Origin of the sequence: Zoogloea sp. (assembly GCF_028693495.1) — a bacterium.
Classification (GTDB): Bacteria; Pseudomonadota; Gammaproteobacteria; order Burkholderiales; family Rhodocyclaceae; genus Zoogloea.
Genome location: NZ_JAQUVG010000007.1, coordinates 13,932 through 26,102 on the forward strand (window position 1 = coordinate 13,932; position 12,171 = coordinate 26,102).

General features: G+C 67.5%; 11 protein-coding genes. 3 read left to right on the forward strand and 8 right to left on the reverse strand.

The features are described from left to right. Nucleotides 1-81: 81 nt before the first annotated feature. The gene (gene ovoA, locus PHD22_RS02365; protein ID WP_299861761.1) at nucleotides 82-2,481 is read left to right on the forward strand and encodes a 5-histidylcysteine sulfoxide synthase; all 2,400 of its coding nucleotides are present in this window, start codon (nucleotides 82-84) and stop codon (nucleotides 2,479-2,481) included. Nucleotides 2,482-2,516: 35 nt separating this feature from the next. Here the strand turns inward: ovoA and PHD22_RS02370 are convergent, their stop codons facing one another. The 3 genes from PHD22_RS02370 to PHD22_RS02380 form a co-directional block, all read right to left on the reverse strand. Next, nucleotides 2,517-4,328, reverse strand: coding sequence for an EAL domain-containing protein (locus tag PHD22_RS02370; RefSeq protein WP_299861763.1), 1,812 nt, complete (start codon nucleotides 4,326-4,328; stop codon nucleotides 2,517-2,519). Between the two features lie 163 nt (nucleotides 4,329-4,491). After that, complete coding sequence (locus PHD22_RS02375) at nucleotides 4,492-5,463, reverse strand: ZIP family metal transporter (protein ID WP_299861766.1); 972 nt, start codon at nucleotides 5,461-5,463, stop codon at nucleotides 4,492-4,494. Between the two features lie 29 nt (nucleotides 5,464-5,492). Then, complete coding sequence (locus tag PHD22_RS02380) at nucleotides 5,493-5,639, reverse strand: hypothetical protein (RefSeq protein WP_299861768.1); 147 nt, start codon at nucleotides 5,637-5,639, stop codon at nucleotides 5,493-5,495. Nucleotides 5,640-5,781: 142 nt separating this feature from the next. Between PHD22_RS02380 and alkB the strand changes: the two genes are divergently transcribed. Further along, a complete protein-coding gene (gene alkB / locus PHD22_RS02385; RefSeq protein ID WP_299861769.1) occupies nucleotides 5,782-6,429 on the forward strand; it encodes a DNA oxidative demethylase AlkB in 648 nt (215 codons plus the stop codon). A 132-nt stretch (nucleotides 6,430-6,561) separates the two neighbouring features. Beyond that, a complete protein-coding gene (locus tag PHD22_RS02390) occupies nucleotides 6,562-7,371 on the forward strand; it encodes a peptidylprolyl isomerase (protein ID WP_299861771.1) in 810 nt (269 codons plus the stop codon). A 67-nt stretch (nucleotides 7,372-7,438) separates the two neighbouring features. On the opposite strand, the gene PHD22_RS02395 is transcribed toward PHD22_RS02390, so the two are convergent. The 5 genes from PHD22_RS02395 to PHD22_RS02415 form a co-directional block, all read right to left on the reverse strand. After that, complete coding sequence (locus tag PHD22_RS02395; RefSeq protein ID WP_299861773.1) at nucleotides 7,439-8,176, reverse strand: fumarate reductase iron-sulfur subunit; 738 nt, start codon at nucleotides 8,174-8,176, stop codon at nucleotides 7,439-7,441. After that, nucleotides 8,173-8,781: a hypothetical protein gene (locus PHD22_RS02400; protein WP_299861775.1), complete on the reverse strand. Its 609-nt coding sequence runs from the start codon at nucleotides 8,779-8,781 to the stop codon at nucleotides 8,173-8,175. Before PHD22_RS02400 ends, PHD22_RS02395 begins: the two co-directional genes overlap by 4 nt. After that, the gene (locus tag PHD22_RS02405; protein WP_299861778.1) at nucleotides 8,745-10,151 is read right to left on the reverse strand and encodes a fumarate reductase flavoprotein subunit; all 1,407 of its coding nucleotides are present in this window, start codon (nucleotides 10,149-10,151) and stop codon (nucleotides 8,745-8,747) included. Before PHD22_RS02405 ends, PHD22_RS02400 begins: the two co-directional genes overlap by 37 nt. 3 nt (nucleotides 10,152-10,154) lie before the next feature. Next, a complete protein-coding gene (locus tag PHD22_RS02410) occupies nucleotides 10,155-11,009 on the reverse strand; it encodes a fumarate reductase cytochrome b subunit (protein ID WP_299861780.1) in 855 nt (284 codons plus the stop codon). Between the two features lie 182 nt (nucleotides 11,010-11,191). Further along, complete coding sequence (locus tag PHD22_RS02415; RefSeq protein ID WP_299861782.1) at nucleotides 11,192-12,163, reverse strand: cation diffusion facilitator family transporter; 972 nt, start codon at nucleotides 12,161-12,163, stop codon at nucleotides 11,192-11,194. Between the last annotated feature and the right edge of the window lie 8 nt (nucleotides 12,164-12,171).

Sequence of the window (12,171 nt, forward strand, 5' to 3'; positions counted from 1 at the left end):
CCGAGACAGTATCCTTGCGCAACCCGACATGGCCGGTGAAATCCCGCGCCGCTACAACGACATGTACCTGGAGACTCCGTGATGGCCCACCTGAATCTTGAAACCGTCCCGCCTCCCGCCATCGAGCCCTGGCGCCAGAACCTCCGTGGCGAACACGATGCCCTGCTGCGCGGCCCCCGGAGCAGCTGGTGGTGGACCGGACTGGCCCCTGACGCCTGCCCCGGCAGCCAGCCGGACGGCACCCTGACCGCCCTCCCCCAGCCCAACCTGGCCACCTGCACCCGCGCCTCGGTACTGGCGGCCTTCGACAACGGCTGGACCCTGACCGAGGTGCTGTTCGCCGGCCTCCAGGGTGAGGAAGCCTTTTACCGGCCGCCCTACCACCACCTGCGCCATCCGATGGTGTTCTATTACTGTCACCCGGCAACCCTCTACATCAACAAGCTGCGGGTGGCCGGGCTCATCGACAACCCGATCAACCCGTACTTCGAACGGATCTTCGAAACCGGCGTGGACGAAATGCGCTGGGACGACATGTCCAAGAACGAAATGCAGTGGCCCAGCTTTGCCGAGGCCCACCGCTACCGGGAGCAGGTCTACAGCACCGTCCGCCAGCTCATCGAAACCCACCCGGATCTGGCCGACGGCCATGCGCCGATCACCATGGAGCACCCCCTGTGGGCCCTGTTCATGGGCTTCGAGCACGAACGGATCCATCTGGAGACCTCTTCGGTCCTGATCCGCGAGCTTCCCCTCGACCTGGTCCACCGTCCCACCGGCTGGCCCGCCCTGCACCCCAGCGCCGGCACCCCCGCCCATTTCCCGCCGCGGGAGGGGCAGGACTATCCCCCACTCCAGTGGGTGGACATCCCACCCACCCGGGTCCGCCTGGGCAAGCCCCGGGACTGGCCCAGCTTCGGCTGGGACAACGAATACGGCGAGCGCCAGATGGATGTGCGGGGCTTCCGGGCCGCCAGCCAGCTGGTCAGCAATGGCGCCTTTCTCGAATTCATCCAGAGCGGCGGCTATCTGGAGCAGCGCTGGTGGACCGAGGCGGGCTGGGAGTGGCGCGCTTTCCGCAACAGCAAATGGCCCTGCTTCTGGGTTCCCGACGGTCCGGCAGGCCTCCACCAGTACCGCCTCCGGACCCTCTTCGAAACCATCCCGATGCCCTGGAACTGGCCGGTGGAGGTGAATGCCCACGAGGCGGCAGCCTATTGCGCCTGGCGCTCGGTGCGGGACGGTGCGCCCTGCCGGCTGCCCACCGAAGCCGAACACCACGCCCTGCGCGAAGCCGACTGGGCCGAGCAGGACCCCGCCTTCCGCATGGAGGGCTGCACCCTGGGCCGGGAACAGGGCTGGAACAGCCAGCTGGCCCACGGGTCGCCCTGGCCGGTGGATGCGGGCAAGCCCACCCGCAGCGGAATCCATGACGTCTTTGGCAGCGTGTGGCAGTGGCACGGGGATGATTTCAACCCCCTGCCCGGCGCCCGGGTCCATCCCTACTACGACGACTTCTCCACCCCCTGCTACGACGGGCAGCACACCCTGATCCTCGGGGGCTCCTGGATCTCCTGCGGGGACGAGGCCAGCGTCTGGTCGCGCTTCCACTTCCGCCCCCACTTCTTCCAGCATGCCGGCTTCCGGGTCATCCAGGCGGCCCACGACGGCGGAGTGATCCGGCTCGGCGGAGCGGGCAGCGCCAGCCAGGTCTACGAAGACGCCCGGATGGTGGACGACTACATGCTGCTCCACCACGGCGAACCGCAGACCCAGATGCCCTGGCCCGGCGGCCCCCAGCGGGCCACCGCCTTCCCCCAGCGCTGTGCCGACTGGCTGATCGACGGTGCCCGGCTCTACGGCAGCGGCACCGAGCGCGCCCTCGACATCGGCTGTGCGGTGGGCGGCTCGAGCTTTGAACTGGCCCGGACCTTCCAGCAGGTGCTGGGCGTGGACCTGTCCCGGGCCTTCATCGACGTCGCCAGTGCCCTCCAGAAGGACGGCAGCCGTCCGTGGTTCCGCCGGGACGAAGGGGATCTGGGCGCTCCCCAGATCGCCCGCATCGATCCGGCCATCGATCGTCGCCGGGTCAGCTTCCGTCAGGCCGACGCCACCTCCCTGCCTGCCGAACTGGTGGACCTGGATGCGGTGCTGATGGCCAACCTGCTGTGCCGCCTGCCCAGCCCCAAGTCCCTGCTGGGGCGTCTGGGCGGCCCCCGTGGCCTGGTCAAGGTAGGGGGCCTGGTGGCCCTGTTTTCCCCCTATTCCTGGCTGGAGCAATTCACCCCGCGGGAAGCCTGGATCGGCGGCTACGAGCAGGACGGCCAGCCGCTCCGCAGCGCCGATGCCCTGAAGGCCTTTCTGCAGGCGGAAGGCTTCGTGCTACGGCGGGAAGAGGACGTCCCCCTGGTGATCCGGGAACACGCCCGCAAGTACCAGTACATCGTGACCCACGGGATGCTCTGGCAACGGATGCACTGAAACAACGGCCTCCCCGACGGAGGGAGGCCGTCGTTTCACGGCGCGGAGCCCGCGCTGCGGGCCTGCAGCCAGGCTTCGAAGGCGCCCGCCTCCAGGGGGCGGGCGTACAGGTAGCCCTGCCCCACCTGGCACTGGATGCGCTCCAGCACGACAGCCTCTTCCTTGCTCTCGATGCCCTCGGCCACCACCTCCAGCATCAAGCTGCGGGCCAGGGCCACGATGGCGGTGGCAATCGACTCGTTCACAGGCGTGCTCTCGATCCCCCGCACGAAAGACTGATCGATCTTCAGGCGATCGATGGGAAAACGGCGCAGATAGCTCAGGCTGGAGAAGCCCGTGCCGAAATCGTCGATGGCCAGACGCACCCCCAGGGCCTTGACCCGGTTGAGTGTGTTCAGCACCGCATCCTGATCCTTCATCAGCACACTCTCGGTGAGCTCCAGTTCCAGAAGACCCGCAGGAATGTCGTAGCGGGCCAGCTGATCCGCCAGAAAGGCCGGAAAGGCCGGCTGGCGGAACTGCAGGGCCGAGATATTGACCGACACGGGCAGGGCCGGGAAGCCCCGATCGAGCCAGGCCCGGGCCTGGGCCAGCGCATGCTGCACCACCCACTCGCCGACCCCGACGATCAGTCCGCTTTCCTCGGCCAGCGGGATGAACTGCATCGGAGGCACCAGGCCCCGGCCCGGATGACGCCAGCGCACCAGCGCCTCGACCCCCAGCAGCTGCCGGCCATCCATGCTGAGTTGCGGCTGGAAGTGGAGCTCGAACTCGTTGCGCTCAATGGCCCGACGCAAGTCGTTTTCCAGGGACACACTGGCCGACCCCTGACTGGCCATGCCCTCCTGATAGGAGCAGAACCCGTTGCGGCCGGCAATCTTGGCCTCGTACATGGCCACATCCGCCTTGGAGAGGAGACTGGACGCGACGGTGCTGTCCGAAGGGTACAGCGCACTGCCGATGCTGACCGTCACCACCAGCGCGTGGCCTGGAATGTCGATGGGCTCACGCATGGAGGCCACGATCCGTTCGGCCAGCACGCCCGTCTGGGCCGGATCACTGACCCCCTCCATCAGGATCACGAACTCGTCCCCGGCCAGACGAGCCACCGTGTCCACTTCCCGGACACAGCTTCTGAGGCGGCCCACGACCCGGCGCAGGACCTCATCTCCCGCGCTGTGCCCCAGGGAATCATTGATCTGCTTGAAACGGTCCACATCAATGAACAGCAGGGCCACCAGATGCCCCCGGCGATCCGCCTCCCGACAGGCCCGCTCGAGACGATCGGCGAGGTAAGCCCGGTTGGGAATTCCGGTCAGCGCATCATAGTGGGCCAGATAGTGGAGTTCGGCCTGCTTGCGCTGGGTGATGATGTTGAGCAGGTCGCGGCCATTGGCCACCCCCAGGTAGCGTCCCTGGCTGCTGATGATGAAGCCGCTCACCATGTGCTGCATGCCGGCACTGATGATCATCTGGGCCGCATCCTCGACCGCACAGCCTTCCTCGACCACCAGGGGCTCCGCCTGGTCATACTGGTCACAGAGCAGCAAGTCGGAGATCCGGCGCCGGCCGAAGATATCGCGGCTGAACCGATGGCTGAAGAATTCGATGAAGGCAGTCCGGTCGATCAAGGCTACCGGCCGCTGGGCCTCGTCCACCAGCGGCAGGGCATAGACGCTGCCCTCCACCAGGAAACGGTCCAGCACACACTGGCAGCTGACATCCGGCTGCAGGGGCTCGACCAGCCGCAGCAATTGCCGGACGGTCGTCTTTTCCTTCCAGTGCCCATCTGCCGACAGGGGAAGGTTGACCAACGCAACGGCACCGGTCGGAATACTTGCAGTCATGATTGAATTCCTGCGCGTACCCGCCCTGATGGCATCCACCGGAATGGCAGGCCCCGCAGGAAAAGAACATCGGGGCCCTCATGCTGCAATCCGAATGTTACAGAACCAAGAAATGTCCGGACGGCTACAGCCGTGACGTGATCTGTTCCTCGAGCAGTTTCCCTCAGCCCAGGGCGGTATCCAGGAACATCATGACCGCAAAGCCCACCATCAGCCCCAGGGTGGCCACCGTCTGATGACCATTGCGGTGGGTCTCCGGAATCACCTCGTGGGACACCACGAAGATCATCGCCCCGGCCGCCAGCCCCAGACCAACGGGATAGGCCATCGCCAGCCCACCGGCAATCCCCACGCCAAACAGGGCCCCCAGGGGCTCCATCAACCCGGAAGCCCCGGCCATCAATACCGCCGGCAACGAGGCGACGCCGGCAGCCCGCAAGGCCAGCACCATCGCCAACCCTTCCGGAATGTCCTGGATCGCGATGGCGCTGGTCAGGGGCAGCCCCACCCCCAGGTCGCCCTGGGCAAAGCTCACTCCGATGGCCATGCCTTCGGGCAGGTTGTGGAGAGTGATCGCCAGCACGAACAGCCAGACCCGGCTGACCCGCTCGCAACCAGGGCCGCACGGACCGGAACTCTCATGTTCATGGGGGGTGAAGCGGTCCAGACCAAGCATCAGCAACACCCCGAGGGCCAGACCGGCCACCACGGTGAGGGCACCCAGCACACCGCTGCCGGTCATCTCCCTGGCTGCTGCCAGCCCGGGCAGGATCAGGGAAAAGGAACTCGCCGCGAGCATCATGCCCGCGGCAAAACCCAGCATGCAGTCCTCGGTGCGGGAGGATACCTTGCCGATCACGATCCCCGTCATGGCCCCCAGGGCGGTGGCCACGAAACCCGACAGCCCCCCCAGGGCCGCCAGGCGCAGGGGCTCAGCCCCGCCGGCCAGCCCTTCGGCAATCCCCGAGGCCAGCATCAGTACCACCCCCAGGACGGATACCAGCAGGCCACCGCTCATCCACGGATGGTTGCGGGCCTGCAGGCGCCAGGCATCCCGCCACGGCAGCGCTGCTGCCGGGGCCTGGCCGGTGATGGCCAGCGCCCCTGCCGCGGTCACTCCCTTGTCCTCACGCATCCTTGCGTCTCCGTGGAATCCATCCATCGTCAGACAAGCGCCGCCATGGCCTGCACGACCCCCACCAGCAGCAGTACTGCGCCCAACGCAGCCACCGCGAGGCCGAGGGCAAACCGGGCCGGATGATCATGGGCGCTGTGCCCGGCCACGTGACGAGCGGTTTGAAGGGTGGTCATGGCGCTCTCCTGAGCAAACTGAACATGCTTCATTGTTCCCCTTCGGTCCATCCGGGTCCAATTGGATGTAGTGCTGATCATCATTGGAAAAAACCATGACGCCCCCCCGCGGTCCACAACCCATTCATTTCCATCGAACTCCATGACTGCCGATCTGTTTGCCGACCAGACGCCCGCCTGGCAGGAGCCCATCTGCCCCGGCGCCACCGTCCTGCGGGGCCTTGCCCTCGCCGAAGCCCCCGCCATCCTGAGTGCCATCGAGGACATCACCCGCCGGGCCCCCTTCCGCCAGATGGATACCCCCGGGGGCTTCCGGATGTCGGTGGCCATGAGCAACTGCGGTCCGCTGGGATGGGTCTCCGACCGCCAGGGTTACCGCTACGCGGCCTGGGATCCGGCCACCGGCGAAGGGTGGCCCGAGATGCCCGAAGGGCTGCGGGCCCTCGCCCGGCACGCCGCCGCAAGCGCTGGCTTTGCCGGTTTTGCCCCGGACGCCTGCCTGATCAACCGTTACGCCGCGGGTGCCCGCATGAGCCTCCACCAGGACCGCGACGAACAGGACCTGCGTGCCCCCATCGTATCCATCTCCCTGGGCCTTCCCGCGCTATTCCTGTTCGGGGGCCCCACCCGGAAGGACCCCGCCCGGCGCATTCCGCTCACCCACGGTGATGTGGTGGTGTGGGGCGGCCCGGCCCGTCTGCACTTTCACGGGGTCGCGCCGCTGAAGGCCGGCGAACACCCGGCCACCGGCCCCTTCCGGATCAATCTGACCTTGCGCCAGGCAAACTGACGGTCGAGCGCGTTGACGGCAGGGCTCCGCCTCGGAATACTGCAGGACACACCCGGACCGGGTGCTGCCAGAGCGCATGAACGGGTCACCCGCCTGCAAGACGGAACCCACCACCCACACCAAGGAAACAGAATGAAGTCCTCCTCCCCCCTCTTCCGCCTCGCCCTGATCGCCGGCCTGCTGGCCCAGGCCCCCGCCTTCGCGGCCGAGCCTGCCAAGCCCGCCACCGGCAAGGCCGTTGCCACGGTCAACGGCGTCGCCATCTCTCAGGGGGCCTATGACATGCTCGCCGCCCGGGCCAAAGCCCAGGGCGCCACCGAGGGTCCCCAGCTGAACGCCGAGATCCGGGGTCGCCTGATTCAGGCTGAACTGCTCACCCAGGCCGCCAGGAAGAAAGGTCTCGACAAGAAGGGCGACGTGGCCCTCCAGCTCGACATGGCACGCCAGCAAATCCTCGCCAACGCCTACGTCACCGAATACATGAAGGCCAACCCCCTCAGCGATGCCGACGTGAAGGCGGAATACGACCGGGTGGTGACCAATGCCGGCAACAAGGAGTACAACGCCCGTCACATCCTCGTGAAGGAGCAGAAGGACGCCCAGGACATCATCGACCGCCTCAAGATGGGCGAGAAGTTCGACAAGCTGGCCAGCCTGTCCCTCGACCCGGGCTCCAAGGACAAGGGCGGCGAGCTGGGCTGGAGCATCCCCGGCGCCTTCGTCGAGCCCTTCGGCAACGCCCTCAAGGCCCTGACCCCGGGCAGCTACACCCCGGCCCCGGTCCAGACCCCCTTCGGCTACCACGTGATCCAGCTGGACGATGTCCGCGACCTGAAGCTGCCCAGCCTGGACGAAGCCCGGCCCCAGATCCAGCAGCGCCTGCAGGCCCAGAAACTGGACCAGCACCTGCAGGATCTGGCCAAGGCCGCCAAGATCAACTGAACAACGGAAGACGCCCGCCCCCGCAGGGGCGGGGAGCGGACTCCCGGGGCCCGTGCCCCGCCGGAGACTACACCCCCTGCAAGGCCATCTTCCTGCGCAGGAAGGCAATCTGGGTCTGCAGGGGCAAGCCCTTCGGGCACACATCGTGGCAGCCCAGCAGGCTCATGCAGCCAAACACCCCCGTGTCGTCGCCGATCAGCTCGTAGTAATCATCGTCACTACGCTCATCCCGGGGATCCAGGCGGAAGCGGGCAATCTTGTTGAGGCCCACCGCGCCGACAAACGCCTCCCGCATCCGCAGGGTGCCACAGCCCGCCACACAGCAGCCGCATTCGATACAGCGATCCAGCTCGTAGATGGCTTCGGCCAGCTCCGGCGCCATCGGCGCCTCCACCGCCGTCAGGGCTGGGGACGCACTGGCGTGGATCCAGGTTTCCAGCCGTTCAGCCATGCCGCGCATCCACTTGCCGGTGTTCACCGACAGGTCCCCGATCAGCTCGAACACCGGCAGGGGCGCCAGGGTGATCAACGCCGGCAGATCCCGGGTCAGGCTGCGGCAGGCCAGCCCCGGACGACCGTTGATGAGCATCCCGCAGCTCCCGCAGATCCCCGCCCGGCAGACAAAATCGAACTGCAGGGAAGGGTCGGCGAGCGCACGGATCTCGCTGAGGGCGATGAAGAGGGTCATGCCCTCCGCCTCCTCGACCGGGAAGTCCTGCCAATGGGGCGCCTCCCCTGCACCGGGAAGGCTGCGGAGGATGCGCAGGGTCAGGCGGCGGGGCGCCGGCGGGCTTGAAGTCGTCATGAGGTCTCTCCGAGTCGGGCGTTGCGGCCCCGGAAGGGTGCCGGAAGAAGATCCTCCCAGGGCATCAGGGCGTTCTGGATCGTGAAGCGGTCGGCCTGGGCGCCCGCGGCCCGGATGGCCGCCACCTCGGCAGCCCGGGCCGCTGTGGCCGGGTGAGCAATCGCGTCCCGGGCGCCATAGCCGCGCCATCCAGGCGGGAGCTCCATCCGGCTCACGTCGAGCGCCTCGTAGTCCAGACGGGGCAGGGTTCCCGCCGGATCGGGCCAGCAGGCCAGGGTCCGCCTGAGCCACCCGGCATCGTCACGGCGGGGGTGGTCCTCCCGGTAATGGGCGCCCCGGCTCTCGGTGCGCTGCAGGGCACCCCAGGCCACACACAGGGCGAGCTTGAGCATCTTCTGGACCCGGTAGGCACTGACCAGCTCCGGATTGCTGCCTGCCCGCCGGGTGGCGATACCGATCCGGCGGCTTCTCAGGAGCAGCTCCTGGAGCTCGGTGACCGCCTCCTGGAGCAGGTCACCCCGCCGGAAGATCCCCACCTTGTCGGTCATGATGTCCTGCATCCGGCTCATCAGGGCCGGAGCACGCTCACTGCCCTGACCTGACAACAGGGCATCGAGGCGAGCCTGTTCGGCACCACGCAGCCCCGCACCAGGGCCGTGGAAACCTGCAGATCGCCTTCTGGAGAGGCCAGGAAGTCAGCGATGTTCTCACCGACGATCATGCCGGCCACCACGGTCTCGGCCACCGAGTTGCCGCCCAGGCGATTGAAGCCGTGGAGATCCCAGCAGGCCGCCTCCCCGCAGGCAAACAACCCCCGCAGCCCCACCGCCTCACCCCGGACATCCGTGCGGATGCCCCCCATCGAATAGTGCTGGGCCGGCCGCACCGGAATCAGCTCACGACTCGGATCGATGCCCAGGAAATGCTGGCAGATCTCCTTCACTTCGCGCAGACGGGCATCGATGTGGGCGGCACCGAGCAGGGTGATATCCAGCCACAGATGCTCACCAAAACGGGTCTTCACCCCATGGCCGGCCCGGATATGCTCCTCCATCCGCCGGGACACCACATCGCGGGAGGCCAGCTCCTTCTTTTCCGGCTCATAGTCGGGCATGAACCGGTGACCCCGGGCATCCCTCAGCAGACCCCCGTCACCCCGGCAGCCCTCGGTCACCAGGATCCCCGCCGGGAAGATCGTGGTCGGATGAAACTGCACCGCCTCCATGTTGCCCAGCGGCACGACACCGGTTTCCAGGGCAATCGCCGCCCCGATGCCCTCATTGATCAGCGCATTGGAGCTGACCCGGTAGATGCGTCCGAAGCCACCGGTGGCCACACAGGTGGCCCGGGCCACATAGGCCGACAGCTCGCCGGTGACCAGATTGCGCACCACCGCCCCATGGCAGCGGCCCCCCTCGTGGATCAGCGCAATGGCCTCCATCCGCTCATGGACCGGAATACCCGCAGCCACCGCCTGATCGCTGACCGCATAGAGCATCGCGTGGCCGGTGCCGTCACTCACGTAACAGGTGCGCCATTTCTTGGTCCCGCCAAAATCCCGGGCGGCAATCAGTCCATGGGCTTCGGCCCGCTCGGAGAGGGACACCCGCTGACCATCCATGACCACCTCCCGAGCTCCGGCCCGGACCCGGTTCCAGGGCACCCCCCAGTTGGCCAGCTCCCGCACCGCCTGCGGCGCGGTATGGACGAACAGGCGGGCCACCTCCTGGTCGCAGCCCCAGTCCGACCCCCGTACCGTATCCTCGAAATGCACGTCCTCGTTATCCCCCTCCCCCTTCGCCGTGTTGGCCAGGCTGGCCTGCATGCCCCCCTGGGCCGCCGCCGAATGGGAGCGCTTGGCCGGCACCAGGCTCAGGATGATGACCTCATGGCCCCGCCGGCGGGCCCCCACGGCGGCGCGCAGGCCCGCCAGCCCACCGCCGATGACCAGCAGATCGGTATGCACGATGCGCATGATTCAGCCTCCTGTCCGGGGCGGCAACGGAGTCCCCGGCCCGGGCTGCGGCACCGCCTCCCCTGCCAGCACACGCCCCGGGCGGTAGGGCTCCCCGGCCCGTCCGGCATGGGCGATCCCCAGCTGTACATAGGCCGCCAGGGTAACCAGACCCAGGCCCAGGAAGAACAGGCTGAAGAGGGTCTTGGCGAGGCGCAGCCGGCGCCGCCGGACGACCGGATCGGAGCCTTCCAGCCAGCCCCACTTGATGGCCAGACGGTACAAGCCAATGCTGCCGTGGATCTCCACCGCAAACAGCAGGAACAGGTAGAGGGGCCACATCCGGCCGCTCCAGATCCGGTCGGCGGACTCGTAAGGACCAATCAGGGCCGGCTGGGTCAGCATGCCATACAGGTGCACCGTCCCCAGGAAGAACAGGGCAAAGCCCGTCCAGAGCTGGATCCACCATAGCCGGGTATCCGGATGGCGCATCCCCTCCTGGTGGGCGGCAAAGACCCGATACTGGCAGAAGCTGGCCGGAAACTTGCGCAGGGCAAGCCAGGCATGCAGCACGAAGACCGCCAGCACGCCCCCCACCACCACCGACACCAGCCAGGGCTGGGGCTCGGCAAAGAACAGGGAGCCCTCGAAGAAGCGCGCCACCCGGTAGAAGGCCTCGTGGCTGATCAGGATCGACGACACGAAGAACATGTGGACAATCAGGAACAGGGCCAGAACGAGGCCCGACAGGCTCTGCAGCAAGTCGAGCCGGGCCGGCCAGCGACTGGCACGCAGCCGTCGCGGGGGCAGGACAGTGGAACAGGGACGCGCGGCCTTCCCGGCGAAGGGAGGCGCGGAAGACTCTAGGGATCTGGCCATGATGGACACCCGAAATACACACTTTCCCCAGAGGGAAAGCCAAACCGGCCCTGCCCAGCCAGCCCCCATGGGACCGCCGCAGGGCCGAAGCCCGTGTCTCCTCACGTTTTCAGGGGTATGCCCTTGTTATTGCGGCAATCTAGCACACTTATGCTGCAGCGCAACACCGACCGGAGCCCGAATTACTCCAGCCCTGCGGGCTTCTGGCAGCCATCCTCGAGCCCGTCGATCTCGATCTGCAGGGTGGGATGCTGGACATGGAAGCGCTCGGCCAGGGTTGCCGCCACCTCCCCCAGAAAGGCATCGCCGGGATGTCCGGCGGGCATGACCAGGTGGGCCGTCAGGGCCACATCCGCCGTACCCAGGGCCCAGACATGGAGATCATGGACCTCCGACACCCCCGGCAGCGCCTTCAGCCAGGCATGCACGGCGGCCAGGTCCACATGGGCCGGCACCCCATGAAAGGTCAGGTGCAGGGACTGGCGCAGCAGCCCCCAGGTGGCCGCCACGATGATCAGGGCGATCGCCAGGCTGACCAGCGGGTCCAGCCAGACCCAGCCGAAATGGAGATAGAGGACTCCCGCCACCACCACCCCCAGGGACACCAGGGCGTCACCGGCCATGTGCAGGAAGGCGCCCCGCAGGTTGAGATCATCCCGGCTCCCGGCCATGAACAGGAATGCAGTGATGCCGTTGACCAGGACGCCGATGGCGGCCACCGCAATCACCGTCCCGCCGGATACGGGCTCGGGGCTCTGCAGGCGCTGGATCGCCTCCAGGGCCAGGGCCCCCATGGCCACCAGCAGGATCAGGGCATTGGCCAGCGCCGCCAGAATGGAAGCACTCAGCCAGCCGTAGGTGCGGGTCGGCGTCGGGGCCAGCCGGCCGGCCAGCAGGGCGCCCCAGGCCACCACCAGGCCAGCCACGTCGGACAGGTTATGCCCCGCGTCGGCCAGCAGGGCCAGGGAGCCCGCCTGCCAGCCGTAGAAGGCTTCAATCAGCACGAACGCCAGGTTCAGCCCGATACCCACACCGAAGGCCCGATCCCAGCGCACCGGCACACCTCCAGCGGATCGATGATCATGGCCATGGCCGTGGTGATGGTGGTGGGGGCTCCGGACCGCCCCGGCGTGGGGATCGTGCCTCCCGGTCATGCCGCGCC